This is a genomic window from Promicromonospora noduliphila (genome assembly GCF_056951025.1).
Genome location: NZ_CM167806.1, coordinates 2,770,408 through 2,795,765, shown reverse-complemented (window position 1 = coordinate 2,795,765; position 25,358 = coordinate 2,770,408). Strand labels below are relative to the sequence as shown.

The 25,358-nt window shown below is 73.1% G+C and carries 19 protein-coding genes; 7 read left to right on the top strand and 12 right to left on the bottom strand.

Annotation, left to right across the window (positions count from 1 at the left end; genetic code table 11):
* Window positions 1-4 precede the first annotated feature (4 nt).
* Window positions 5-625, bottom strand: a complete 621-nt coding sequence (locus AC0QU1_RS12200; protein WP_483569616.1) for an L-threonylcarbamoyladenylate synthase — start codon at window positions 623-625, stop codon at window positions 5-7.
* Window positions 626-635: 10 nt separating this feature from the next.
* The gene (locus AC0QU1_RS12195) at window positions 636-1,676 is read right to left on the bottom strand and encodes a threonine ammonia-lyase (protein WP_483569615.1); all 1,041 of its coding nucleotides are present in this window, start codon (window positions 1,674-1,676) and stop codon (window positions 636-638) included.
* A gap of 95 nt (window positions 1,677-1,771) precedes the next feature.
* On the opposite strand from AC0QU1_RS12195, the gene AC0QU1_RS12190 reads away from it, so the two are divergent.
* Window positions 1,772-2,710, top strand: a complete 939-nt coding sequence (locus tag AC0QU1_RS12190; protein WP_483569614.1) for a LysR family transcriptional regulator — start codon at window positions 1,772-1,774, stop codon at window positions 2,708-2,710.
* Window positions 2,711-2,726: 16 nt separating this feature from the next.
* Here AC0QU1_RS12190 and AC0QU1_RS12185 read toward each other — a convergent pair whose 3' ends face one another.
* A complete protein-coding gene (locus AC0QU1_RS12185; RefSeq protein ID WP_483569613.1) occupies window positions 2,727-3,296 on the bottom strand; it encodes a DinB family protein in 570 nt (189 codons plus the stop codon).
* Between the two features lie 139 nt (window positions 3,297-3,435).
* Here AC0QU1_RS12185 and AC0QU1_RS12180 point away from each other — a divergent pair, with 139 nt between their 5' ends.
* Entirely contained in the window at window positions 3,436-4,488 is a 1,053-nt protein-coding gene (locus AC0QU1_RS12180) for a hypothetical protein (protein WP_483569612.1), read from the top strand.
* Between the two features lie 29 nt (window positions 4,489-4,517).
* On the opposite strand, the gene AC0QU1_RS12175 is transcribed toward AC0QU1_RS12180, so the two are convergent.
* Window positions 4,518-5,453 (bottom strand): EamA family transporter, encoded by a 936-nt coding sequence (locus AC0QU1_RS12175; RefSeq protein ID WP_483569611.1) that lies wholly within the window; start codon window positions 5,451-5,453, stop codon window positions 4,518-4,520.
* A 243-nt stretch (window positions 5,454-5,696) separates the two neighbouring features.
* A complete protein-coding gene (locus tag AC0QU1_RS12170; RefSeq protein ID WP_483569610.1) occupies window positions 5,697-6,377 on the bottom strand; it encodes an SDR family NAD(P)-dependent oxidoreductase in 681 nt (226 codons plus the stop codon).
* 154 nt (window positions 6,378-6,531) lie between these two features.
* Here AC0QU1_RS12170 and AC0QU1_RS12165 point away from each other — a divergent pair, with 154 nt between their 5' ends.
* The 4 genes from AC0QU1_RS12165 (at window position 6,532) to AC0QU1_RS12150 (ending at window position 10,787) form a co-directional block, all read left to right on the top strand.
* Window positions 6,532-6,975: a winged helix-turn-helix transcriptional regulator gene (locus AC0QU1_RS12165; RefSeq protein ID WP_483569609.1), complete on the top strand. Its 444-nt coding sequence runs from the start codon at window positions 6,532-6,534 to the stop codon at window positions 6,973-6,975.
* Window positions 6,976-7,938: 963 nt separating this feature from the next.
* Window positions 7,939-8,871, top strand: coding sequence for a DUF222 domain-containing protein (locus AC0QU1_RS12160; RefSeq protein WP_483569608.1), 933 nt, complete (start codon window positions 7,939-7,941; stop codon window positions 8,869-8,871).
* Window positions 8,834-10,083 (top strand): IS3 family transposase gene (locus AC0QU1_RS12155; RefSeq protein ID WP_483569607.1). Its coding sequence is split into 2 segments (ribosomal slippage): window positions 8,834-9,116 and window positions 9,116-10,083, totalling 1,251 coding nucleotides; the frame shifts between segments, so codons are not numbered across the junction. Before AC0QU1_RS12160 ends, AC0QU1_RS12155 begins: the two co-directional genes overlap by 38 nt.
* Window positions 10,084-10,154: 71 nt before the next feature.
* Complete coding sequence (locus AC0QU1_RS12150) at window positions 10,155-10,787, top strand: HNH endonuclease (protein ID WP_483569606.1); 633 nt, start codon at window positions 10,155-10,157, stop codon at window positions 10,785-10,787.
* A 233-nt stretch (window positions 10,788-11,020) separates the two neighbouring features.
* On the opposite strand, the gene AC0QU1_RS12145 is transcribed toward AC0QU1_RS12150, so the two are convergent.
* Window positions 11,021-11,794, bottom strand: a complete 774-nt coding sequence (locus tag AC0QU1_RS12145; RefSeq protein ID WP_483569605.1) for a pyridoxamine 5'-phosphate oxidase family protein — start codon at window positions 11,792-11,794, stop codon at window positions 11,021-11,023.
* 235 nt (window positions 11,795-12,029) lie between these two features.
* On the opposite strand from AC0QU1_RS12145, the gene pdxR reads away from it, so the two are divergent.
* A complete protein-coding gene (pdxR, locus tag AC0QU1_RS12140) occupies window positions 12,030-13,361 on the top strand; it encodes a MocR-like pyridoxine biosynthesis transcription factor PdxR (RefSeq protein WP_483569604.1) in 1,332 nt (443 codons plus the stop codon).
* A gap of 6 nt (window positions 13,362-13,367) precedes the next feature.
* Here pdxR and AC0QU1_RS12135 read toward each other — a convergent pair whose 3' ends face one another.
* The 6 genes from AC0QU1_RS12135 to AC0QU1_RS12110 all read right to left on the bottom strand — a co-directional run bounded on the left by AC0QU1_RS12135 (window position 13,368) and on the right by AC0QU1_RS12110 (window position 25,315).
* Complete coding sequence (locus tag AC0QU1_RS12135; RefSeq protein ID WP_483569603.1) at window positions 13,368-15,221, bottom strand: ABC transporter ATP-binding protein; 1,854 nt, start codon at window positions 15,219-15,221, stop codon at window positions 13,368-13,370.
* Complete coding sequence (locus tag AC0QU1_RS12130) at window positions 15,218-17,092, bottom strand: ABC transporter ATP-binding protein (RefSeq protein WP_483569602.1); 1,875 nt, start codon at window positions 17,090-17,092, stop codon at window positions 15,218-15,220. Before AC0QU1_RS12130 ends, AC0QU1_RS12135 begins: the two co-directional genes overlap by 4 nt.
* Window positions 17,093-17,170: 78 nt before the next feature.
* Window positions 17,171-19,840 (bottom strand): GNAT family N-acetyltransferase, encoded by a 2,670-nt coding sequence (locus AC0QU1_RS12125; RefSeq protein ID WP_483569601.1) that lies wholly within the window; start codon window positions 19,838-19,840, stop codon window positions 17,171-17,173.
* Window positions 19,840-22,278: a GNAT family N-acetyltransferase gene (locus AC0QU1_RS12120; RefSeq protein WP_483569600.1), complete on the bottom strand. Its 2,439-nt coding sequence runs from the start codon at window positions 22,276-22,278 to the stop codon at window positions 19,840-19,842. The genes AC0QU1_RS12125 and AC0QU1_RS12120 overlap by 1 nt, the downstream gene beginning before the upstream one ends.
* Entirely contained in the window at window positions 22,275-23,684 is a 1,410-nt protein-coding gene (locus tag AC0QU1_RS12115; protein ID WP_483569599.1) for a lysine N(6)-hydroxylase/L-ornithine N(5)-oxygenase family protein, read from the bottom strand. The genes AC0QU1_RS12120 and AC0QU1_RS12115 overlap by 4 nt, the downstream gene beginning before the upstream one ends.
* On the bottom strand, window positions 23,681-25,315 hold the full coding sequence (locus AC0QU1_RS12110) for a pyridoxal phosphate-dependent decarboxylase family protein (protein ID WP_483569598.1): 1,635 nt from the start codon (window positions 25,313-25,315) through the stop codon (window positions 23,681-23,683). The genes AC0QU1_RS12115 and AC0QU1_RS12110 overlap by 4 nt, the downstream gene beginning before the upstream one ends.
* Between the last annotated feature and the right edge of the window lie 43 nt (window positions 25,316-25,358).

Sequence of the window (25,358 nt, the reverse complement as noted above, 5' to 3'; positions counted from 1 at the left end):
CAGGCTATTCGAAGCGGGTGGCGTCTCCGGCCCCGACGCGGACCACCTGTGGATAACCGTCGGACCAGTCGACGACCGTGGTTGGCTCGGTCCCGGCGTCGCCGCCGTCCACGACGGCGTCGAGCACGTGGTCGAGCTCCTCCTTGATGGTCCAGCCGTCGGTCAGGGGTTCGGCGTGGTCAGGGAGGATGAGGGTCGAGGACAGCAGGGGCTCGCCGAGCTCGCGCAGCAGGGCCTGGGTCACGGCGGAGTCGGGGATGCGCACGCCCACTGTCTTCTTCTTGGGGTGCGCGAGCCGCCGGGGCACCTCTGCGGTGGCCGGGAGGATGAAGGTGTAGGGCCCGGGGGTGGCGGCCTTGATGGCGCGGAAGGCCGAGTTGTCGAGCTTGACGAGCTGCCCGAGCTGGGCGAAGTCGGAGCAGACGAGCGTGAAGTGGTGCTTGTCGTCGAGCCTGCGGATGCTGCGGATCCGGTCCGCGCCGTCGTGGTACTCCATGCGGCAGCCCAGCGCGTAGGAGGAGTCCGTCGGGTAGGCGACCAGGGCGTCGTCGCGCAGCATGGCGACGACCTGGCCGATGGTGCGCGGCTGGGGGTCGACGGGGTGGACGTCGAAGTAGCGGGCCATGCGGCCGAGCCTAGTCGCGCCCCTGGTCGGGTGCCTGTTCCAGCGACTCGTGCAGCGCGCGCCGCAGCTCGTCCGCGCTCGCGTTCCCGCCCGTGCAGACGACGCCGACGCGCCGTCCGGCGAACCGTTCCGGGTAGGTCAGGACGGCGGCGAGCGCCGCGGCGCCCGCGCCCTCGGCGACCGTGTGGGCGCCGGTGAGGTAGAGCTGCTGGGCGGTGGCGATCTGGTCGTCGGTGACGAGCACGAAGTCGCTCAGGTGCCTGCGCATGAGGGCCTGGGTGACCTCGAACGCGCCGCCGACGGCGAGGCCCTCGGCGCGCGTGGCGTTCTCGCGTTCGACGAGGGCCCCCGTGTGCCAGGAGTTGTGTGCGGCGGGCGAGGCGGCGGACTGGACGCCGATCACCTCGGTGCCTGGCGCGACGGCGGCGGCCACGAGGCCGGCAGCGGCGGCGCCGGACCCGCCCCCGACGGGCACGACCAGCACGTCGAGGGCGGGCGCCTGCTGGAACAGCTCGAGGTAGAGGGTGCCGACGCCAGCGATGATGGCGGGCTCGTTCGCGGCCCCCACGAGGCGGGCGCCCGACGCCTCGGCCAGCGCGGTGGCCTGGGCGCTCGCGTCGTCGAAGGTCGCGCCGTGCAGCAGGACGTCGGCGCCCTGGTCGAGGACGGCGCGGAGCTTGACCGGGTTGGGGTCGTCGGGCATGACGATGGTGCAGGCCGTCCCGGTGCGGCGGGCGGCGTAGGCGACGCCCTGGGCGTGGTTGCCGGTGGAGTAGGCCACGACACCGCGGGCGCGTTCGGCGTCGGACATGGAGAGCAGGAGGTTGGTCGCGCCGCGCGCCTTGAAGGCGCCGGTGCGCTGCTGGTTCTCGTGCTTGACGACGACGTGGGCGCCGGTGGTGCGGTCGAGGTCGGGGTACTCGCCGACGGGGGTCCGGACGACGGCGCCGTCCAGGCGGGACTGCGCGACGAGGACGTCGGCGACGGTGGGCAGGAGTGCCGGATCGGTAGCCGGGCGGACAGCCGGGCGGAGGTCGGTCGCTGGCGTCATGGATCCAGCGTGACCCGCCCATGACCTATAGGTCCAATACGTGTTGCGTGGACTTTCGATCGATCATGCCTATCTTTCTGCGCTAGCCTGGGCACATGACCGCAGAGCTCGACCTCACCCGGCTGCGCGTCCTGGCGGCGGTGGCCCGCACCGGCTCCGTCACGGCAGCGGCCAAGGAGCTGCACTACGCCCAGCCCTCGGTGAGCCACCACCTGTCCCGCCTGGAGGCCGACGCGGGGATCCCGCTGCTCCAGCGGCACGGCCGCGGCGTCCGCCTCACCGAGGCCGGCCGCCTGCTCGCCAGCCGCGCCGAGGAGATCCTCGGCCGCGTCGAGGGCGCCCGCCGCGAGCTGGACGCCCTCGCCGGGCTGCGCTCCGGCCGCGCCCGCCTCGCCGCCTTCCCGTCGGCCCTCGCCACCCTGGTGCCCGACGCCGTCTCGCGGCTCGTCCAGGAGCACCCCGGCCTGTCGGTGGGCCTGGTGGAGCACGAGCCGCCGGACGCCGTCGCCGCCCTGCAGTCAGGGGCCGTCGACGTCGCGCTCGTCTTCGAGCACGTCGACGTACGCCACGCGCGCTCCGTCGACGACCTGTCCCGCTTCGAGTCCACGACGATCCTCGACGACCCGGTCAACCTGGTGACGGCGGTCGACCTGGACGCGGCCCCGGTCCCCGGGTTCGTGCCCGACCTGAAGGCGCTGGACGACGCCGAGTGGATCGCCGGCTGCGAGCGATGTCGGGCCGACCTGGTCGCGCGCTGCGCCGCCGTCGGCTTCGCCCCGCGCATCGCCTTCGAGACCGACGACTACGTGGCCGTGCAGGCCCTGGTCGCCGCGGGCGCCGGCGTGAGCCTCCTGCCGGGGCTCACCCTGCGCGCCCACCGCCACCCGGGGATCGCCGCCGCTCCCCTGCCGGGGGCGCTGCGGCGGGTCATGGCCCTGACCGTTGGCCCGCCCGCCCCGCCGGCGGAGGCCCTGATCCGGCAGCTCGTCGCGGTGGGCGCTACAGTCCCCGCTACCCCTGTGCCCGCCGTGTAGGTCGGGCCCGACGGTCTCAGATATCGGTCGCGCCGTCCAGGGCCTCGCGCATCAGGTCCGCGTGGCCCGCGTGCCTGGCGTACTCCTCGACCATGTGCACAAGGATCCACCGCAGCGAGATCGGCCCGCGGCGCCCCGGCCGCACCGTGAGCCGGTCCAGCGGGGGCTCCCGACGTTCGCCGGCCTCGGCCAGCACCTGGTCCAGGATCCGCTCCGAGGCGGCGACGGCGGCCTCGAACCCGGCGGTGAGCTCCTCCGGCGTCTCCGTGAGGGCGCTGTGCCAGTCCCAGTCCATGTCCGCTTCCCAGTCCACCGTGTCCCACGGCGGAGCCGGCTCGTTGCCGAGCAGGCGCACGGAGAACCACACGTCCTCGACGTAGGCGAGGTGCTTGAGCAGCCCGGCCAGCGTCATGGTCGACGGCGGGTGCGGCGTGCGGAGCTGCTCCACCGTCAGCCCCTCGCACTGGCGCAGGATCGTCGCGCGGTAGAAGGAGATGAACGAGCGCAGCATCGTCACCTCGTCGGCGGCGAGCGGCAGCTCGATCCTCGGGACGGAGCTGGGCGCGGAACTCGGGACGGCAGTCATGGCGTGACCGTAGCGACGGCCGGATCCGGCCGCCACGTGTTTCCGGCAGGAAAACACTTGGGCAATTCACCCGTGCCGAATCGTTACATGTCCGTTGGGCCTCTTTTGTTCGGAGTGTGACCGTGGCAACATTCCCAAGGTGCACCTGATCCGAGAATTCACACCCGACGCCTACGAGTTCGCGCTGGCGTCGTGGTCGTGGATCGGGACCGGTGACAAGACGCCACGCTTCGCCTCCTGCTTCGGCGACATGTTCCTCGAGTCTCTCGAGGGGTGGTGGTTCCTCGACACGGTCGAGGGCACGCTCGAACGCCGCTGGAACTCCATGGACGCCATGTTCGCCGACCTTGAGGGTGACGACGGGCGCGCCGAGTACCTCCTCGAGGAGACGCTGAACACCGCGCTGGCCCACGGCCTGAAGCTGGGCGACGACGAGGTCTTCGCGTTCCTCCCGCCGCCCGCCGTCACGGGCACGATGTCCGTGGACTCTCTCGCGCCGCTGCGCTTCGCGATCGCCGCGAACCTCGCCGGGCGCATCCACGGCGAGCTCAACGGCGTCCAGCCGGACGCCGGCGCCTCTGCCCTGTTCGCCGCCCAGCGGTTCGCCGCGCAGAACCAGGCAGCACAGAACCGGGCAGCGCAGGACCTGGCCGCCGCGCCCGCGTTCGCTGCGCCGAACCCCCAGGCCGACCCGTGGGAGCCGACCGGGCAGCGCGTGATCACCGGCGCCCTCCCGGCCTACCGGCCGGCCACCGGCGCCGGGTACCAGGTCGAGTACGCCGCCGGTTCCGAGCTCGACTACCGGCCCGGCCTGCCGTCCTACGCCTCCGGCGCCCACGCGACGAGCGGGGCCCACTCGGCGGTGGCACCCTCTGCACCCGCCCCGCGCCCGACGCCGGCTGCCGCCCCGGCCCCTGCCGCCTACGCAACGCCGACCGCCGCGCCGGCCGGTGCGCACGCGGCCACTGCCGGGTACAGCCCGTCCGCTGGCTACACCCCGTCCCCCGCGCACAGTTCGTCCGCCGGCTACGAGGGCTACGACTACGAGGACAACTCGCACACGATCGACTCGGGCCAGTTCAGCCAGTACATCGCGGACCAGTACAATACCGGCCAGGTGGCCGCCGTCGACTACGGGCCCGCCCCGGCACAGCCGAAGCCGCGCCAGGACGGGCGCTGGTCGTACGCCTGAGGCTCCGCCTCACGCCTCCCTGGTTTGTGTCAGTCCTCCACGCCCGCCACCGCCGCGAGGATCAGCACCGAGCCGACAACTCCCGCCGGCCCCAGCCGCTCCCCCAGCACGATGGCAGCGGCGACCGCCGCCGTCACCGGCTCCAGTAAGGTCGCGACGACTGCCGCGCCGCTGCGCGTGGTCCGGAGCCCCGCGTAGAACAGCCCGTACGCGAGGGCCATCGTGAACACGCCGAGGTAGGCGAGCGTGCCGACCGCCGTCGGGTCGCTGGTGACGAACGGCCCTCCGCCGGCCAGCGCCACCGGGACCAGGCCGACGGCGCCCGCCGTCGTCGCCACCGTGGTCAGGGCGAGCGGGTCCACGGCCGGCGACGCCAGCAGCGTGCTGCCGAGCGCGGTGGTCGCCGCGTAGACCGAGCCGGAGCCGACCGCCAGCAGCAGGCCGAGAACCGGCCGGGCCCCGGCAGCGCCGTCGTCGACGGCACCCGTCCCGACGGCGCCGGTGCCGGACGCGACGCTCACCAGCACGAGGCCGGACAGCGCGGCGGTCACGACCAGCGCGAGACGCAGGGTGCTGCGGGTGCGGGCCGCCGTCCGCCGTCGGACACGGACAAGGTCAACGGCCGCGAGGAGGACCGGCGCCAGGCCCAGGCTGACGACCGTGGCGACGGTGACGCCCGCCGTCGCCACGGACCCGAAGTAGAGCGCCTGGTAGGCGCCCGTGCCCAGGCCGACGGCGACGGCGCGCGCCGGGTGCGCCCGCACGAGGGCGACGAGCCGGGGCCCGCGCCGCAGGGCGAGCGCGGCCCCGACCAGTGCGAGGGCGGCGATCAGCATGCGGTACGCGCTGACCGTCAGGACGGACATCGACGAGTGGTCGCGGAGGATCTCCAGGGCGAGGCCGCCGGTGCCCCAGAGGATTCCGGCGAGGCAGACGGCGAGCAGCCCGATTCGAGGTGATGACATGTGTGCTCCTGGCCGGTCGTCCGCGGGCCTGCGAATCCGCAGGCCTACGGGTACCGGCCCGTTCCGAGGTTGTGCGAGGGACTAGGAGTAGTCACGGAGCACGCCTCGACGCCGGCCCGTGCGGGCCGGTCGTGGTGCCGCTCCGGTCAGACGACCGGGGGCGGCAGGACGGAGCAGATCGGAGTCACGGCGGTGATGCTAGCAACGTTCGTCCGTGTCCGACGGCGGACGACACTCCGCCGGTCAGGCGTTGAAGACGGCCTCGGAGCGGTCGCGGTTCTCGTACACGTCCCAGTACAGGGGCGCGATCTGCTCGGGTGTGGCCGTCGGGCTGCCGTCCGGGCCACCCTCGCCGATCCAGACGTTGATCACCAGGTGGGCGGCGTGCACGCCGCTGCCGGCCAGCTCCTTGTCCAGGTTGATCACCCAGTTGCGCAGGGCCGCCGCGGCCGCGTTGACGTTGCCGAACATCGGCACCGGGTCCACGGAGCCGCCGCCGGTGGTGAACAGAAGGGCCCCGGCGCCCGCCTCGCGCATCGCGGGCAGTACCGCCCGGGCCGCCGTGACGGCGCCGTAGAGGTTGTACTCGATCATCGGCTGCAGGTTGTCCACCGTGACCTCCGAGGGAGCGGCCATGGTGAGGCCGGGCACCGGGGAGTGCGGGGCCGGCGAGTACTCCAGCACGTCGATGCCGCCGAAGCGGGTCCTGGCCTGGTCGAGGGCATCGGCCAGTGCGGCGCGGTCGAGGATGTCGGCGGGGAACGCGGCTGCCGTGATGCCGTCCTGGCCGAGCTGACCGACCAGCGCGTCCAGCTTCTCCTTGGTGCGGGCGATCAGGGCGACGTCGAACCCGCGGCTGCCGAAGGTGCGGGCGATGGCGAGGCCCATACCAGGGCCGGCGCCGACGATGGCGAGAGTGGGCACAGTGAGATCTCTTCCGTGTCGTGGCCGCCGGACCTCCGGCGGTCGGACGCCCGGCTGGCCAATTCCTACTGTTTGTTCGTAGCGCCACTATGAGCCAGTATTGAGGGCGGTACAAAAGGCACACGGGTGTGCGTGACGGAGAGGAACGGGCGCTATGCGGGACGGCGCGGGTATCGGGGATGGCGACGGGGCGGGTACCGGGATGGCGGCGTCGGTCGGGCCGTGCGCGAGCATCCCCGCCGACCACATGGCCTTCATCCGCCAGGTGCTCGACCGGGTGGGCGACAAGTGGAGCATGCTGATCGTCGCCGTCCTGGAGGACGGCCCGCTGCGCTACACGGACCTGCAGCACCAGATCCCGGGCATCTCTCAGCGCATGCTGACCCACACCCTTCGCCAGCTCGTCGAGGACGGGCTGATCAGCCGTACCGCCTACGCCGAGGTGCCACCGCGCGTCGAGTACGCGCTCACCCCGCTCGCCGGCGGCCTGAACGGGATCGTCAAGCAGCTCATCGGCTGGGCGGCCGACCACCACGACGAGATCCGGGCCAACCGTTCCCGGGGCGGCACCACCGACCTTGGCGCGTCGCGGTCCTGATCGATGTGCTGCTCGACCCTGCTACGGGGCGGGCGTGCCTGTCCTCCGGTCTCGGGGTCGGGAGGCCCGCTTGTCAGAGGGTCCGGCTAGGGTTGGCGAGACCGCGGTCCCTGGGCTGTCGGCCGCGCGGGGCATCGATCGATGACTGCTTCCGTAGCCGTGTCGAAGCAGCGATCCGACCGCGGCGTCCTCGGGTTTCCACATCTTTGACTCTGGAGATGCACGAGGCCGTTCGAACGTATATTCTATTTCTAGGTCACGGATAGCGGCCTGGGCTGATCGAAGGGGGTGACGCATGACCAGGGACACAAGCAAGGGGGCGTGCGTAGTCGCTCCCGTCGAACGATCACTCGATCACGTCCTCGCCAGCAGCGCCGCCTCCGGGCCTTCCAACTCCATGACCTCTGCCTTCGCGGCCGGGTCGCCTGCTCGGGTATGCCCGACGGCAGGGTCGCTGGCTCTGCAGTGGGGTGTGCTGTCGGTCGGCCGGGAGGGTGTGCTGGCCGGGGCCAGCGTGACGTGGACGGGTCACGGGCCTGGTACTCGCGGCACGACCGGCGGAGCCGGTAGGACGATCGGCACCTCTACTGCCGCCGCTGGCCGTAGCGCTGCCATCGACGTGGCCGCCGCCTTTCGCGCCGCCACCGGTCCCGGCACGGCTAATGCCACCGATGCTGCTACCGCCATCGGCGCTACCACCAGCCCTGACCCTGTCACCGACACAGCCCCCACCGTCGACACAGCCACCAGCTCCGGCCCTGTCACCGACTCGACCGGTGCCCTCGGAGTGACCACCACTATCGACCCCGCTGGTCCCGGCGCTGCCGCCGGTGACACTGATGCCGGTCCCGACGTGCCCGCTGCTGACGACACGGCCGTGGGTGACACAGGTGTTGCCCTGGATTTAGGGGATCTGCTGGCGGGCCTGCGATGGGTGCCGGCCTGGTCGACGCCCTGACCCGTGTGAACATCGCCGACACCGATATCAGTGATGGTGAGTTGATCGATGTGGCGGCCCGGTGGCAGGAGGTGATCTCCTGGGCCACCGCCCTGCAGTCCCGGGCCCTGGGCCAGCTCGCCCGCCGTAGGGGGTGGACCGCCGAGCACAACGCCGCGGCCGCCGAGATCAGCGCCCGCCTACGCATCCCCCAAGCCGAAGCCAACAAACTCGTGGCCCGCGGCACCGGCCTGACCGAGCACCCCCAAGTCATGACCGCCCTCCACCACGGCCACATCGACACCGCCAAGGCCGACATCCTGCTGCGCTCCGGCAACCCCCTCACCCACCAGGAACGCGAACAGGCCATCACCCGCTACCTGCCCCAGGCACCCGAGCACACCCGCCGGTGGCTACGCGAGAAGATGAACGACTTCGCCACCGACCTCAACGGCACCACCCAGACCACCAAACACGCCACCAGCCGACGCGCCGTCTACCTCGACCCCGACCACAACAACATGGCCTGGATCAGCGCCCACCTGCCCGCCACCGACGCGGCAGCCCTCTGGGACGCGGTCGAACAAGCCGCCCACACCCTACGCCGCACCCCCGGGACCACCCGCACCATGGCCCAAGCCCGCGCCGACGCCCTGGTCGCCATCACCACCGGCCGCATCATCACCCCACCAAGCCCCCACTGCGCACCCGAACCACCACCCGACACGACAGGCACGAGCGACGCCGCAAACGCAGGCGACAGGACCCCGGACGTGCCTGCCCTGCCGCGGACCACCGTGCCAAGCTCCGGGTGCACCTGCGGCGGCTGCACCTGCGACGGCACCACCATCCAAGTCATCCCCGTACGACTGAATCGCCCCGGCGTGTCCGGAGACTGGATTCCTTGGAAGGATGACAGTCATGGCACGTCCCTCGAAGTATCCGCCGGAGCTGCGTGAGCGAGCGGTGCGGATGGTTGCGGAGGTAGCTCCGCAGTACGGCACGGAGTACGAGGCGATCCGGCAGGTCGCGGCCAAGCTCGGGATCGGTTCGCCCGAGACGTTGCGGTTGTGGGTGCGGCGCACGCAGGTCGATGCGGGTGACCGGCCCGGCGTGACCAGTGAGGAGCACGCCGAGATCAAGCGCCTCAAGCGGGAGAACGCCGAGCTGCGGCGGGCGAACGAGATCCTGAAGTCGGCTTCGGCTTTCTTCGCGGCGGAGCTCGACCGCCCCTCGGGCAGGTAGTGGAGTTCGTCGAGGCGAACAAGGACCGCACCGATGGTGGTCTGCGGTGGGGGATCGAGCCGATCTTGGCCGTGCTGGGTGAGCACGGGATCAAGGTCGCCCCGTCCACGTATTACGAGGCCCGCGGCCGGGCGCCGTCCAAACGGCAGGCGGCCGACCAGGAGTGGAAGCGGGTCATCGCCGCGGAGTGGGGCAAACGCAAGGTCCTGGGAGCCAGGAAGCTGTGGTTGCGGCTGCGTCGGGCCGGGCATGACATCGCTCGGTGCACCGTGGAACGGCTGATGCGGGAGCTGGGCATCGCCGGCGTGGTGCGCGGCCGCCCGGTGCGCACCACCACGCCGGGTGCCAGGGCGGTCCGGGCTGAGGATCTGGTCGATCGGCGGTTCTTCTCGACCGGTCCGGACGAGCTGTGGGTCGCGGACTTCACCTATGTCCCGACCTGGTCGGGCATGGTCTACGTCGCGTTCGTCTTTGACGTCTACTCCCGCCGGATTCTGGGCTGGCGGGCCGCTACCTCGATGCGGACCGACCTGGTTCTGGACTGCCTCGAGATGGCGTTGTGGACCCGCCGCACCGAGGGCGTCACCGACCTGACCGGGCTGGTGCACCACACCGACGCGGGTTCCCAGTACACCTCGATCGCGTTCACCGACCGGCTCATGGACCAGGGCATCGATCCCTCGGTCGGGTCGGTCGGCGACGCGTACGACAACGCGTTGGCCGAGTCTCAGATCGGTTTGTACAAGACCGAGCTGATCCACCCAGGTGGCCCGTGGCGCGGTCGCGATGATGTTGAGATCGCGACCCTGGAATGGGTGCACTGGTTCAACCACGAACGCACCCACGGCTCGATCGACGACCTCACCCCGGTCGAGGTCGAACAGTTCTACTACAGTCACCAACAGCGGCTCACCGAAGCCGCCTGACCCACAAAACAGAGTCTCCGGACTCGCCGGGGCGATTCAGACCCCAGATCCGCCTCACCCTGCCCGCCACCATGCTCCTCGGCCTGGACAACACCCCCGCCCACCTCGACGGCTACGGACCCATCCCCGCCGACACCGCCGCGCGCATCGCCACCGACGCCACCTGGCAACGCCTGATCACCGACCCCACCACCGGCATCCTGACCGACTACTCCACCACCACCTACCAACCCGGCAAAATCCTCCGCCAAGCCGTGGTCGCCCGGGACCAGACCTGCTGCTTCCCCCAATGCGACCGCCCCGCCCGCTGGACCGACCTCGACCACATCCAACCCTTCAACCACCACCACGACCCCCGCAGCCAACCACCCGGCACTCCCGGACAGACGCGCGCCCAGAACCTGCAACCCCTGTGCCGGTCCCACCACCTGGCCAAGACGCACCACGGCTGGGCCGTGAGCCGCGACCCCGACACCGGGGTCACCGTCTGGACCGCACCCACCGGACACACCTACACCCGACCCGCCAGCACCGTCGGACACGTCAGCAACGACATCACCAGCCTGGCCGACGACACCCGACAACGCCTCGGACAACAACCCAACGGCCGGCCCAGCACTCAGACGCCCGCCACCGACCAGCACGCTCAGATGCCCAGCACCTACCGGCAGCTGAGGGGCTCGCCCGACGAACCACCCTTCTAGTCGGCTAGCCGTTGCTGGTCATGACGTTGTTGACGACTGACCGCGTTAGAGCGGTGCCTCCCGAACTCCTGGTGCTCGGAAGCGCCGACGGGCTGGCATTCACGAGCGCAGAACGTCTCATGGAGCTGCTCGACAGGTCCTCACCCCTGTCGAAGCTCATCTCGCCAGCACGCGATGACACGACGTGAACCTACATCGCAACGCTCCTCCGACGATCGAAGGCCAGAGACGGCTTATTGAGCGCTGCCGCACCCGACCGACACGCCCTGCCCGCTCGACACCACCCGCCCGTCGCACCAGCCGGACCCGTCACCCTGGCCCAGCTCCGCCGCACGACCCAGCTCCGCCACGCGCCGCAGCACCGTCTCGGGCACCGGCTCGGTCACGTAGTCCTCGGTGACGGGCGCCGACGCGACCCGGTGCACCGGCACGTACCCCGCCCACCCCGCGAGCTCGAGGTCGCCCGGTTCGAGCGTGGCGCCTCCCTCGCGCTGCTTCATCGAGGCCTCGGCCAGGGGCAGCGCGATCACGACCGTCGCCGCGAGCTCCTTGCGCGTCGCGGGCGGCAGCGTCGCGGCACGTCCGGGCACCATGTGGTCCACGATCAGGTCGAGGGCGTGGCGCCGTTCGTTGATGTCGGTCACCTTTCGGGGTCGTCCGACCACGACCGCCGACCGGTAGTTCATCGAGTGGTGGAAGCCCGTCCGAGCCAGGACCAGGCCGTCGAGCTCGGTCACCGTCACGCACACGTCCTGCTCGAGCGCCGGCGTCAGCCAGCCCGCCGCGACCGATCCGTGCAGGTACAGCGTGCCGCCATCGTCCGGACCCGCGGCGTCCACGCCGAAGGCCGTGGGCAGCACAACGGGGTGCGTCCCGGCCACGACGCCGAGGTGTGCCACGAGCGCGTCGGAGAGCAGGGCCATGAGCCGACGGCGGTCGTCGACCTGACGCTTCCTGCCGCGGGTCGGCGTCGTGCGGGGGCTGGGTGAGAGCGGCTGGATCGTCATGCGGTTAGCCTGACCCGAGAGTGGCACACGGGCACGGGCCAGTTCGCGACCACTTGAACAGGCCACTTCACGAGACCGCACGACCACACCGCACGACCAGACCGCGCCGCGAGACCACGCGACCAGATCCCATCGCCCAGCCACGCTCCCACCCGCTCCCCCAGCCCAGCCACGCCGCCCGGCGACACGAAACGACTCCAGCCTCCCGGCACACGACATCCCGGAGAAGACCCCCATGCTCCCCGTCCGCCTCGACCGCACCCGCCCCGAACCCCTCCCCGCCCAGCTCTCCGCCGCCGTCCGCGCCCTCGTCACCGACGGCACCCTGACCACGGGCGACCGGCTGCCCTCCAGCCGCGCGCTGGCGGCGGACCTCGGCGTGGCGCGCGCCGTCGTCGAGCAGGCGTACGACCAGCTCCTGGCCGAGGCCTGGGTGCAGACGCGGCGCGGATCCGGCACGTTCGTGGCGTCCGGCGAGACGCTCCCGGCGCAGCCCGCGCCGCCGCGGCCCGCCACCCGCGAGCCGCAGTACACGCGCCTGGACGCGGGCACACCCTGGATCGACCCGCGCCACCTCGCGGGCTGGCGCCGCGCGTGGCGCGAGGTCTCCGCGGCGAGCCACCCGCCGGGGTACCCGGATCCGAGCGGCCTCCCCGAGCTGCGCGAGGCCCTGGCCGAGCGCCTCGCCCGGACGCGCGGCCTGACCGTCGCGCCCGACGAGATCCTCCTGACCTCCGGCTCGACGGACGGCCTGCGCCAGCTCCTCGGCGTGCTCGGCCCGGGCAACGTCCTCGTGGAGGACCCCGGCTACCGCGCCGCCGTCGAGACGATCCGGGCGGCCGGGCGCGCCGTCGTCGACCATCCCGCGCTCGAACCGGTCACCGACCTGACCGGCTGCGCAGCGGCCTACGTGACGCCCGCCCACCAGCATCCCCTGGGCCGGGTCATGCCGGCGGCGGACCGGCTCGCGCTCCTGGCGGCCACGCGTGCGACGGGCGCGGTGGTGGTCGAGGACGACTACGACTCCGAGTTCCGGTACGACGTCGCCCCCGTGCCCGCCCTCGCGGCCCTCGACCGGTCCCGCGTGGCCTACCTCGGGACCGCGTCCAAGTCCGTAGGCCCGAGCCTCCGGCTCGGCTGGCTGGTCGCGCCGCCCGAGCTCCACGAACTTCTGGTCCGACGGCGCACGATCACCTACGAGACGCCGTCCTGGCCCAGCCAGCGCGCCCTGCTGACCCTGCTGCGCGACGGCTGGGTCGACAAGGTGGTCCGCAGCGCGCGCCGCACCTACGCGGACCGGGCGCCGCGGGTCGCCGCCGCGCTCGGGCCGCACGCCGAGCTCGCCGGGCCGCTGGCCGGGATGTACTCGACCTGGCTCACCGGCCCGGCGACGGCCACCGCGGCGCGGGCGGCCGCCCGCGCCGCGGGGTTCGACGTCCGGCTCCTGACCGAGTACTGCCGCACCGCGGACCTGACCGGCCTCGTGCTCGGTTTCGGCGGCGTGACCGACGCCGAGCTCGACCGCGCGCTGACCGCGATCGCCGAAGGCCTGCGCACGAGGCGGTGAGAAGACTCAGACCAGCGAGTCCTGCCACGCCTGGTGCAGCCGCGCGTACCGCCCGTCGCCCGCGATGAGCTCGGCGGGCGTGCCGTCCTCGACGACCCGGCCGTGCTCCATCACCAGCACCCGGTCGGCGATCGCCACGGTCGAGAGCCGGTGCGCGATGATGATCGCCGTCCGGTCGGCGAGCAGCGTCTGCAGCCCGCGCTGCACGAGCCGCTCGCCGGGCATGTCGAGCGACGACGTGGCCTCGTCGAGCACCAGCACCGCCGGGTCGGCGAGGAACGCCCTGGCGAACGACAGGAGCTGCCGCTGCCCGGCGGACACGCGCCCGCCGCGCTTGTTCACGTCGGTGTCGTAGCCGTCCGGCATGTCGAGCACGAACTCGTGCGCGCCCACCGCACGCGCCGCCGCCTCGATCCCCGCCTGGGACGCGCCGGGGCGGCCGAGCGCGATGTTCTCGCGCACCGACCCGCTGAACAGGTACGCCTCCTGCGTCACCATCACGACGGCGCGCCGCAGGTCGGCCGACGACAGGTCGCGCACGTCGATGCCGTCCAGCCGGACGGCGCCCTCCGTCGCGTCGTAGAACCGCGTCACGAGCTTGGCCACGGTCGACTTGCCCGCACCCGTGGTGCCCACCACCGCCACGGTCTGGCCGGCCGGGATCGTGAGGTCCAGGTCGGGCAGCACCACCGGGCCGTCCCCGTACTGGAACCGCACGTGGTCCAGCCGCAGCTCGCCCCTGGCCCGGCCGTCGGCCAGCGGCAGCGGCGTCGGATGGGCGGGCTCCGTCACCGTCGGCTCCTCGGCGAGCAGGCCCGAGACCTTCTCCAGCGCCGCCGTCGCGGACTGGAACGCGTTGTAGAACATGCCGAGCTGCTGCACGGGCTGGAAGAACCGCTTGCAGTACAGCAGCACGGCGGCCAGCACGCCCACCTCGAGCGTCCCGTCCAGCACCCGCCAGCCGCCGACGGCGAGGGCCGCGACCACCGTCAGGTTGCCGATCAGGATCAGGCCCGGCTGGAACCGCCCGTTGACGCCGAAGATCTGCAGGTTGGCGTCGCGGTAGTCCTCGCCGAGCTTGCGGTAGTCGGCCTCGGTGGTGGGCTCGCGGCGGAAGGCCTGCACGGCGCGCATACCCGTCATGGTCTCCACGAACTTCACGATGAGCCGGGCCGACGCCGTCCGCTGCTGGCGGTAGTAGAGCTGCGACATACGCTGGAACCAGCGGGTCAGCAGCCAGGCCGGGATGAACGCCACGGCGAGCACCAGACCCGACCGCCAGTCGATGAGCACCAGGCTCGCGAAGGTGAACACCATCAGCAGCAGCGACGAGACGACGCCGGTCAGGCCGCCGTCCAGCAGCTCGCGCAGCGCCTCCAGGTCGGAGGTCTGCCGGGAGATGATGCGGCCGGAGGTGTACGACTCGTGGAACTCCAGCGAGAGCCGCTGGGTCTGGCGGAACACGCGGCGCCGCAGGTCCAGCAGCACGGCCTGGGCGATCCGGGCGGCGGCCCGCACGTAGGCGCCCGCGGCGACGCCGCCGAGCACGGCCGCCACGAGGTACCCGGCCCCGGTCACGACCAGCAGCGTGACCGAGCCGTCGCGCAGGTCGGGCACCGCCTGGTCGATCGCCACGGCCACGAGCCACGGCCCGGCCACCTGGCCGAGTGTCGAGGCGACCACCAGCACGGCGGCCCAGGCCAGGGCGCCCTTGTGCGAGCGCAGCAGGTCGCCCAGCAGGCGCAGCGACCGGCGCCGCACGCTGCGCGAGGCCGCCTTGTCGAGGCGCGTCTCGTCGTCCGCGGCGGCGTCGGTGGGCCGACGGCGGGCGGCGGTAGGTCCGGACGTGGTGGTCGTCATGACAGCGCCTCCTGGCCGTCGTGGGCCTCGTACTCGTGCGCCTCGTAGTCCTCCTCGAGGCTCGAGATGATGTACCGGTAGTGCGGGTCCGTCGCGAGCAGCTCCTGGTGCGTCCCGACGGCGGTGACCCGCCCGCCCTGGAGTACCGCCACCCGGTCGGCGAGCGCGACGGTGGACGGCCGGTGCGCGATGATCAGGCTGGTCGTGGCCACGAGCACGTCCCTGAGGCGCGCGGTGACCGCCTCCTCCGTCGTGACGTCCAGCGCGGACAGCGGGTCGTCGAGCACGAGCACACGCGGGCGGGCGGCGATGGCCCGGGCCAGGGCGAGCCGCTGCCGCTGCCCGCCGGACAGCGACAGGCCCTCCTCCCCGATCCGGGTGTCGACGCCGTCGGGCAGGTCGGCCACGAAGTGCGCCTGGGCGACGTCGAGGGCCTCCGTCATGAGGGCCTCGCGCTCGGCCTCCGGCAGGTCGTCCGGGACGCCGAGCAGCACGTTGTCCCGCACGGACGCGGAGAACAGCGTCGGGTCCTCGAAGGCGACGGCGACCCGCTCGCGCACCTGGGCGCGCGTCAGATCGCGGACGTCGACGCCGTCCACCTCGACCACACCGTCGGTGACGTCGAAGAGCCGCGGCGGGAGCATCGCGAGGGTCGACTTGCCCGAGCCGGTCAGGCCCACCAGGGCGGTCGTGGTGCCGGGCGGCAGCTCCAGGTCGACGTGGTCGAGCACGGGGCGCGTGGCGTCGTCGTACCGGAAGGTGACGTCGCGGAAGGCGACGTGGCCGCCCGTGCCGCCGGTGGCGGGCGGCAACGCGGCGGGCTCCGCCGGGTCGGTGAGCGGGTTGACGGTCTCGATCACCTCGAAGAACCGGTCGACGGCGGTGCGCGCGTTGAGCGTCATCGACAGGGTCATGCCGAGGTCCACGACCGGGCCGTTGATGACCGCCGTCGTGGTGAAGAACGCGACCAGGGCGCCGAGGGTCATGTCGCCCTGGGCCACCAGGTAGACGCCCACCACGAGCGCGACGGCCTGCGTGACCTCTGGGATCACGCGCAGCGCGGTGGTCAGGCCCGCGTCGGTGGTGGCCTTGCGGATCTCGGTCTCGCGCAGCTCGGCGGCCTGGTCGGTGAACTGGTCGAGGGCGTCGGGGCCGCGGCCGAAGGCCTTGAGCACGCGGATGCCGTGCACCGACTCCTCCACGGTGGTGGCGAGGTCGCCCGACTGGTCCTGCGAGAGCCGCGAGATCTTGCGGTACTTGCGGGAGAACCGGAACGCCAGGACGGTCACCGGGACCGCGCCGCACAGGAAGATGACGCCGAGCCACCCGCCGGTGACCATGAGCATCCCCACGCCGACGACGATGGTCACGCAGCTGACCACGAGCTGCAGCACGCCGAACACGAGCCAGCGGCGCAGCAGGCCCAGGTCGCCCATGATGCGGCTCAGGAGCTGGCCGCCGGGCCAGCGGTCGTGAAACGCGATCGGCAGGTTCTGCAGGTGCCGGAACAGCGCCATGCGCATCGCGGCCTCGACGCGCGTGCCCGGGAACATCACCAGGGTGCGGCGCAGCAGGATGAGGCCGGCCTCCCCCGCCCCGAGCACGGCCACGAGGGCGACGGACCAGGCCAGCCCGGACCAGTCGTGCTCGCGGGCGCCGTCGGTGAGCGGGCCGTCGGTGACCCACTGCAGGACGGCTGGGATGGCCAGGGCCATGAGGCTGGCGCCGAGGGAGGCGACCAGGCCGCCGGCCAGCCGGGGCAGGGCCGGGCGGACGTAGGGGTGGAGGCGGCGGATGGAGGCGAAGGTGCTGCGTTCAGAGGAAGGATCGGATCGATTCGAGCGTTCGTCTGTGGGAGGCATCGCCTCCATTATCCCGCGGGGGGCAAGTTGTTAGTTTGGGTAAGCACCTTCTTCGGTGTGACCTGCGCCACAGTCGGCCCGGCACAGTCAGCCGAGCGCCTGCTCCCGGGTCAGGTAGGCCATGCGGGCCTGCTTCGGACCCTGCGCGGACTCGAACGAGACCAGCTCCCCCGCGGTGAAGCCGAGGACGGCCATGCGGCGCAGCGCCTTCTCGTTGCGCGCGTCCGGTTCGCCCACGAGGCGGCGGGTGCCGCGTCCGGCGAAGAGGAATCCCGTCATGGCCGGGCGCAGCACGGCCCACGGGTCGCCGGGTGCGTCGTGCCGCGCGGTCGGCCCGCGGCTCCCGAGGAAGAAGTGCAGCCCCAGGTCACCGGGCCGGGCGTCGTAGGCGGTGGCGACCGGGTCGTGCTCCGGGTGGTAGGCCTGCACGAGCACGACGGGCTCGCCGTCCCACCGCACCAGGTAGGCGTGGTGGGTCTCCAGGGAGTCGACGAACGCGTAGGTGTCCCGCACCTCGTCCCGGGTGTGCCTGCCCATCCCCCAGAACGCGGCGCGCGGCTGGGTGAACCAGCCGTGCAGCAGGTCGGCGTCGGCGTCCGGGTCGAGCACGTGCACCGTGACCACGCCGTCCGCGCCGAAGCTCTGGCGCCACACCTCCTCGCCGCGGGCGCCGTTGAGCAGCCGCAGGCTCGTGTCGGCAGGCCGCAGGCGGTCCCAGTCGGTGACGACGGCGGTGGTGCCGGCGTCGGCCCAGGTGGCGTGCTGGTCGTCGAAGTGCGGGCTGCCGGGCCGGCCGTCGGCGCCGAAGGGGACGCCCCACCGGCTGCCCGCCCGGTCCGACAGGTCCCAGACGTACCGGGCCACCGACCCGCGGTAGGCCGTCGGCGCGGCGCCCGGCGACCCGCCGGTGCAGCGCACGGTCTCGTTGTTCCCCGAGACGGGGGCGGGGGTCACGTCGGGGGTACCGCCGGCCAGGCCCGGAGCGAGGCCCTGCGGGCGGAGCGGGGCGGGGACGTGCAGGTCGCCCCAGGTCGGTTCGCCGGCGCCCGCGACAACGTCGGACGAGATCGCGGCGAGCGCCGCGCTCGCCTCCGCCGCCGCGTCGATCCGGGCGCGCGTCCCGTCGGGCCGCTCGACGACCAGCCAGTCGGCGGCCAGGATCTGGCCCAGCCCGGCGCCGACCGCTGCCGGGACGTCGAACGACGACGCGAACGCCGCCACCAGCGCGGGGTCGTGCCCGTGCGGCTCGTGCAGGGCGGCGAAGACCGGGTGGTCCGCGAGGCGGCGGGCGAGGGCGTCCCGCCAGCGCATGTACAGGGCGGCGTCCGCGGAGGCGGCCTCGACGTGGGCGCCCGCGGCGACCCAGGCGCGCAGCCGGCCGGCGGCCGCCGTCGGATCGCCCGCCAGGTGCGCGACCAGGCCCGCTGCGCCCAGGTCCCGGGTGTCACCGTGGATCCGGTGCTGCGTCAGGGGCGACTCCGGGACGGTCGCGGCAGCCAGGAGCTGCCGGATCCGCTCGGCGCGGTAGGGCACGTAGGCCCAGCCCAGGTCGTGCGCCTCGCGGCCGGGGCGTACGTCGCGCGGGCCGTACCCGGGCCGGCCGTCCAGCTCGGCGGGCGCCTGGGTCACCGGCCGCTCGTTGGCGTCGACGGCGACCTGGGTCACCGGCGTCGGCGCGGGCAGGTCGACGAAGCCGTCGGCGGGCTTCGCTGCGGGCAGCGCCCGGTCGGACGCCGCGGGGACCTTGCCGGCGGTCAGGCTGAGCACGTCGCCCGTGCTGTCCGCGGTGAGCACCCGGTTGACCGGGTCGACCCACCCCGCGAACGCGTCGGCGACGTCGCGCGCGGTGCGGACGTGCAGCAGCGCGCGCCAGGCCCGGACGCCGACGTCGGCCAGCTCGCGCGCGGGCCAGTTCAGGCGCCAGCCGTCGGGGTCCGCGCTGTCCGCGCCGTCGGCGACGACCTCGACGTGGTGCGCCGCCGCGTTGGTGATGCCCCAGGCCACCGAGCCGCCGTCCGGGCCGGCCGCGTGCCCGAAGTGCAGGATGCCCGGGACGCCGGGGAAGGCGAACCCCAGCACGTCGTACGGCGCGGCCGGGTCGGTGCACGCGAGCCGGACCTGCTGGTACGGGCCGGGCAGCTCGAGCGTCCGGTGCGGGTCGCCCGCCACGAGCGGGCTGCCCGACGCCGTGAGCGACCCGTGCACCGCCCACGCGTTCGAGCCGGAGCCGGCGTCGGCCGTGAACAGGCGCAGCACCCGGTCCAGCGGCACGCCCGGGACGTGCAGGTGCCGCGCGACGTGCGCCCGCCACAGGATGCCCGGGAACCCGTTGAACAGCACGTGCGTCGCGAGGAACACGCCGACCGGCGTCCACGGCTCCCAGCGCCGGAACGGCACACCAGCCAGCTCCGGGACGTCGCGTCCGCCCGCGAGCAGGCCCGCGGTGACGCCGTCGGCGTAGGCGGCGAGCCACTCCCGCTCGGGCGCCTCCAGGGCGTCGTGGACGGCGCGGGCGGTCGCGTCCAGCCGCTCGCGGGCCGCGAACCGGTCCCAGGACTCGCCCACCGGGCCGGCGAGCTCGGCGTACCGCTCCTCGGCCCGCATCCGGTCCGCCTCGATCTGCAGCCCCCGGTCCTGGGCCGTGACCCAGCCCTGGCCGTAGGCCAGCGCGGTCTCGGTCGCTGCCCGCACATGCGGGATGCCGAGGTCGTCACGGAACAGGTCGAACTCCACGCTGCCCATCATCGCTCCGCCCATCACTCTGCTCGTCTTCGGACCGGGTTGGCGAGCGTACCCGCGTAGATCAGCGACTCGGACTGGTTGGCCAGGTCCACCATCTGCAGCGTGTTGCGCAGCTGCAGGCGGTTGAGGCATGAGTGCGCGAAGCGCTCGGCCCGCAGGTCGATGCCCGTGCGCAGGTCCGGGTGCTCGGCTGCGTGCCGGTCGATGGTCTCGGCGACCAGGGCCCAGAACCGCTCCTGGCCCAGCACGCCGTCCTCGGCGAGGATGCCGGACAGGTGCCGCAGCACGCCGTCGAACACGTCGGTGAAGATCGCGAGCGCCTTCTCGTCGTCGTCCACGGCGGCCCGGATGCGCGCGACGCCGTCGGGCAGCGAGCCGTGGCCCAGCAGCGCCACCTCCTCGCCGATGTCCTTCATGATCGTCCGCTGCACGACGCCGTCGCGCAGCACCAGGATGAGGTTCTCGCCGTGCGGCATGAACGCGAGCTCGTAGGCCAGCAGGCAGTGCACCAGCGGGTACAGGTAGGCGTCGAGGTAGGCGCGCAGCCACTGCTCGGGGCCGACGCCGGACTCGCGCACCAGGCCCGTGACGAACGCCGCCCCGCTCACGTCGCGGTGCAGCAGGCTCGCCATGGTGACCAGGCGTTCGCCGTCGGCCACGCGCGGCAGCGGGGACTCGCGCCACAGGGCCGCGAGCATCTTGCGGTGCGGGTTGGGCTGCGGGGTGCGGTGGTAGACGTCGCCCGTGTAGCCGATCGAGGCCACCTCGCGCAGCACGCCGAACCCCGTCTCGCGCAGGGTCTCGTCGCTGGTCACCAGGTTCGCCACCCAGTCGTTGATCTCGGGGGTGGCCCGCATGTAGGCCGGCGAGAGGCCGCGCAGGAAGCCCATGTTCTGGATCGCGAGCGCCACCTTGACGTAGTGCCGTCCGGGGCGGGTGCGGTTGAACAGGGTGCGGATCGACTGCTGCGGCTGGTACTCGTCCGAGCCGGGGCCGAGCGGCACGAGGTCGCCGCGCGCGACGTCGGCGGCGAACGTGATCGCCACGCGGTGCTCCCACTGCCAGGGGTGCACAGGCAGGTAGAGGTAGTCGGCGCTGTCGTGGCCGCGGGCCGTGAGGCGGTCGGCGAAGGCGGCGCGCTCGGCGTCGGACAGCTCGGCGCCGTAGTGGCCGGCCTCGGTCTGGTCGGCGGTGAGCGCGAGGTGGCTGTGCTCGCGGCGGGCGGCGAGCCAGAGCAGGCGCATCCGTTCGCCGCGTTCGGGGGCGTAGGCGCAGTAGTCGGGCAGGGAGAAGCCGATGCGGCCGTTGTTCGCGATGAAGCTGGGGTGGCCCTCGGACATGGCGGCCTCTGTGCGCTGGAAGGACTCCGCCTGGTGCAGGGCTTCGGTGGTCAGCGGGCCGGACGCCGTCCGCGCGGCCGCCAGCAGCTCGCGCACCGAGGGCGTGGTCCCGGCCAGCTCGCGTTCCCGCTTCGCGGCCGCGCTGGCCAGGGTGGAGGACAGCTCTTCGAGGTAGGTCGCCAGCAGGGCGTCGGGCACCTGCAGCAGGGGCTGCAGCTCGGCGACCAGCTCCAGCGCGTCCACGGGCAGCACGACGTCGCCGCCCACGCCGGCGTCGGCGGTGCGGCGGATGGACGCCGGGTCGATGACCCAGTGCTCCAGCGCGTACCGGCGCGCGGTGAACCGGTAGGTGACGGCGTCCAGGACGAGGCGGAAGCCGTCCTTGCCCGCGCCGGTGACCGGGTCCGGTTCCGGCTCGAACAGCCGCTCGTGCGCGAGCTCCGCGAGCGCCTTGGCGGCCAGGTGCCGGTGGGCGTGCTCCAGGTGCTCGGCGGTCAGGTGCGTGGCGAGGTCCACGCCGTCGCCCAGGACGGAGGCCGCGAAGTCGGCGCGGGTCGCGACGCTCAGGGCGGCGCGCTTGGCGTGCGCGCCGTGGCCGAGGTCCACCTCGCGCAGCACGCGGAACCCGGCCGCCGCGTTCTTGGCGGCGATCTTCCGGTTGCGCACGTCGGGCTCGACGACGACGCGGGTGGCGCCCCGGCCCGCGTCGTCCGACAGGCAGAACCGCATGACGGCGGTCATGACGGCGTCGGTCAGGCCGTGGCGCGGGGCCGTGGGCGGTGCGACGAGCAGGTGCATGCCGAGGTCGCCGGGCTGGGCGTCGTGCACGGCGTCGAGCACGACGCGCGCCGGGTCGTAGGTCTCGGTCAGGAAGACCGGCTCGCCCTCCAGGCGGCCGAGCCACGCGTCCTCGTGGGGGCGGGCCTGGACGCCGGCCAGGTACTCGCGCACCTCGTCGACGCTCAGGTCGCCCATCTGCCAGTACGACGACGCGGGGTGCGCGAGCCAGCCCTGCACCAGCTCGGCGTCGCGGGCCGGCTCGACGGGTTCGAGGGTCACGGTGCCGAGGCGGGTGGCGGTCAGGAACGTGTGCACGGTGGTCGGGGCGCTCACCGGACGGCCTCCATCGTGTCGCTGTGCTGATCGGCCGGCGCGGGGGCCTCGCCGTCCGGCAGGCCGAAGCGCTGGAAGGCGATCCGGCGCTCGACCGGGTACGGCTCGCGGCCCGTGATGTTGGCGAGGATGACCGAGTTGCGCCAGGCGCCGAAGCCGAGGTCGGGCGCCGTCACGCCGTGGGTGTGCTCCTCGCCGTTGACCACGTGGATCCTGCGGTCGTCGTCCACGGTGTAGTCGCGGGTGACGGCGTACCGGCCGCGCTCGTCGAGGTTGACCAGCCCGGGGGCCAGGAAGTCCGGCACCGAGGCGGCGTAGCCCGTCGCCGCCACGACCGCCCGGGTGCGGTGCTCCGCCGTCGTGCCGAGCTGGGCGTGGCGGAGGGTCAGGACGTACTCGCCCGCGCCGTCCGCGCCGTCGGCGTCGAAGCGGGCGGCGACCACCTCCGTGTCGGACAGCAGCGTGGTCGGCACCTGCCGGCCCAGGGCGGACTTGCGGTACAGGGTGTCGTAGATGTCGTCGATGAGGTCGCTGCTGATGCCCTTGTAGAGGTTGCGCTGCTCGCGCCCCAGCACGTCGCGCTGTGCGGCAGGCAGGGACACGTAGTGGTCGGTGTACTCGGGCGACGTCATCTCGAGCGTCAGCTTGGTGTATTCCATCGGGAAGAACCGCGGCGAGCGCGTCACCCAGTCCACGCGGTGCTCCCCCGGCCCGGTGCCGCAGTCGTCGAGCAGGTCGCGGTAGACCTCCGCCGCCGACTGCCCGCTGCCGACCACCGTGACCGCGCCGCCCGCCACCAGCTCAGCGCGGCGGTGCAGGTAGTCGCTGGTGTGCACGACCCGGCCGCCGGGGCCGTCCAGGCCGCTCAGGGCCGCGGGCAGCCGGGGCTGGGTGCCGGTGCCGAGCACGAGGTGCTTGGCACAGTATTTTTCGAGACCGGACGGCGTCTCGGCGGTCACCTCGAACAGGTACCCGTTGTTCGCTGCCGGGTCCGCGACGCGCACGACGCTCGTCACCCTGCGCCCCCAGCGCAGCGTCGGGAGCTGCTCGGCCACCCAGCGGCAGTACTGGTCGTACTCGGCGCGCAGCGGGTAGAAGGACTCGCGGATGTAGAACGGGTACAGGCGCCCCGTCGCCTTGAGCCACGCCAGGAACGAGTACGGCGACGTCGGGTCGGCCATCGTCACCAGGTCGGCCAGGAACGGCACCTGGAGCGTGGTCCCCTCGATCAGCATCCCCGCGTGCCAGGAGAAGCCCGCCCGCTGGTCGAGGAACACGGCGTCGACGTCGGCAAGGGGCTGGGCGAGCGCCGCGAGGCCCAGGTCGAACGGGCCGATCCCGATGCCCAGCAGGTCGTAGGTCTTCGCGGCGCTCACGTGCGTGGCGCTCGTCTGCGTGGTGCTCATCTGCCTTCTCCTTCGGTCCGGGCGCCTTCGGTGCGGGCGAGCCGCGGGTGCACGTCCCGGCAGGGCGGCTCGTCGGTGTCGGCGAGCGCCTCCCCCGCGAGCAGGCCGTGGGCGGCCGAGCGCACGAGCTCGAGCACGCCGCGGATGTCGGCGAGCGTGGCGTCCGGGTTGAGCAGCGTCAGCTTGAGGCAGGGCCGGCCGTCGACCACGGTCTTGGCGACGAGGGCGCGCCCCGAGTCGAACAGTACGCGCCGCACCTGCGGCACGAGGGTGTCCGCGTGCTCCGGGGCCAGGCCCGCCGGCTCGTAGCGGAACAGCACGGTCGACAGGTCGGTGGTGCCCACCAGCCGGAAGTCGCGGTCGGTCGCGAGGTCGGCGTGCACGGCGGCGGCCAGGTCGCAGACGGCGTCCACCATGGCGCCGACGCCGTCCGCCCCGAGCGCGCGGAGCGTGACCCACAGCTTGAGCGCGTCGAAGCGGCGCGTGGTCTGCAGGGACTTGTCGACCTGGTTCGGGTCGGGGGTGGGCGCGCCCAGCTCCTGTGCGGGGTTGAGGTAGTCGGCGTGCCAGGCGACCGGCGCGAGGTCGGCCCGTTCGCGCACGATCAGCGCACTGGAGGACACGGGCTGGAAGAACGCCTTGTGGAAGTCCACGGTGACGCTGCGCGCGCGCTCGATGCCGTCCAGCAGGTGGCGGCGCGTGGGGCTCACGAGCAGCCCGCACCCGTAGGCGGCGTCCACGTGCAGCCAGGTGCCGACGGCGTCGCACAGGTCGGCGATCGGGCCCAGCGGGTCGATGCGGCCGCGGTCGGTCGTGCCGGCCGTGGCGACGACGGCGACCACGGTGTCGCCGGTGCGCTCGATGTCGACGAGGGCCTGGGCCAGGCCGTCCGGGCTCATCCGGCCGTCCGCGTCGGTGCCGACGGCGACCACCGCGTCGTCCGGCAGGCCGAGCAGCAGCGCGGACTTGGCGACGCTGAAGTGGCTCGCGTCCGTGGCCAGGACGCGCATGGACTCCAGGCGGGTGCCTGCGCGCCGCGCCTTCTCGCGGGCGAGGAACAGGGCCTGGAAGTTGGACTGGGTGCCGCCAGAAGTGAAGACGCCGTCCGCGCCCGCCGCGCCGCCGTCGTGCGCGCCGCCGTGGACGGCCTCGCCGACGGCGAAGCCGATGCGGCCCGCCGTCCACTCGATCAGGCGGCGCTCCATGAGCGTGCCGACCGTGGACTGGTCGTAGGTGTCCATCGAGGTGTTGATCGCGGCCAGCATGGTCTCTGCGGCCACCGCAGGCAGCGCCACCGGGCAGTTCAGGTGCGCGGCATAGGTGGGCGCGTGGAACCAGATGGCGTGCCGCGCGTACAGGTCGGCGGCCTCGCGCAGCGCCTCCCGCGTGCCCGAGGGCGGGCCGTCGAGGTCGACGGCGTCCACCAGCCCCTGCAGCTCGCCGCGGCTCGCGCCCGAGAACGGCTGGGCCACGGACGCGAGCCGGGCGGCGACGTCGTCGGCGACGGCGCGGACCGTGTCCGCATAGGTGCTCGCGGTGGCGCCGCGCAACAGCGCGGTCGTGTCGTGGCTCGGACCCGGCGAGGGTGCGGTGGTCACAGGCTGCGTCACTGCGGGCAGGTGTGAGGGCATGCGGAAGGCTCCTCGGGGAGGCGAAAGGAACGCCGCCCGGGAC

Excerpts from the sequence above, each read along its gene's own strand:
- AC0QU1_RS12110 (WP_483569598.1), bottom strand. The coding sequence starts at position 25,315 with ATGCCCTCACACCTGCCCGCAGTGACGCAGCCTGTGACCACCGCACCC.
- AC0QU1_RS12145 (WP_483569605.1), bottom strand. The coding sequence starts at position 11,794 with ATGACGATCCAGCCGCTCTCACCCAGCCCCCGCACGACGCCGACCCGC.
- AC0QU1_RS12165 (WP_483569609.1), top strand. The coding sequence starts at position 6,532 with ATGCGGGACGGCGCGGGTATCGGGGATGGCGACGGGGCGGGTACCGGG.
- AC0QU1_RS12130 (WP_483569602.1), bottom strand. The coding sequence starts at position 17,092 with ATGGAGGCGATGCCTCCCACAGACGAACGCTCGAATCGATCCGATCCT.
- AC0QU1_RS12200 (WP_483569616.1), bottom strand. The coding sequence starts at position 625 with ATGGCCCGCTACTTCGACGTCCACCCCGTCGACCCCCAGCCGCGCACC.
- AC0QU1_RS12135 (WP_483569603.1), bottom strand. The coding sequence starts at position 15,221 with ATGACGACCACCACGTCCGGACCTACCGCCGCCCGCCGTCGGCCCACC.
- AC0QU1_RS12115 (WP_483569599.1), bottom strand. The coding sequence starts at position 23,684 with ATGAGCACCACGCAGACGAGCGCCACGCACGTGAGCGCCGCGAAGACC.
- AC0QU1_RS12125 (WP_483569601.1), bottom strand. The coding sequence starts at position 19,840 with ATGGGCGGAGCGATGATGGGCAGCGTGGAGTTCGACCTGTTCCGTGAC.
- pdxR (WP_483569604.1), top strand. The coding sequence starts at position 12,030 with ATGCTCCCCGTCCGCCTCGACCGCACCCGCCCCGAACCCCTCCCCGCC.
- AC0QU1_RS12150 (WP_483569606.1), top strand. The coding sequence starts at position 10,155 with ATGCTCCTCGGCCTGGACAACACCCCCGCCCACCTCGACGGCTACGGA.
- AC0QU1_RS12185 (WP_483569613.1), bottom strand. The coding sequence starts at position 3,296 with ATGACTGCCGTCCCGAGTTCCGCGCCCAGCTCCGTCCCGAGGATCGAG.
- AC0QU1_RS12190 (WP_483569614.1), top strand. The coding sequence starts at position 1,772 with ATGACCGCAGAGCTCGACCTCACCCGGCTGCGCGTCCTGGCGGCGGTG.
- AC0QU1_RS12195 (WP_483569615.1), bottom strand. The coding sequence starts at position 1,676 with ATGACGCCAGCGACCGACCTCCGCCCGGCTGTCCGCCCGGCTACCGAT.
- AC0QU1_RS12175 (WP_483569611.1), bottom strand. The coding sequence starts at position 5,453 with ATGTCATCACCTCGAATCGGGCTGCTCGCCGTCTGCCTCGCCGGAATC.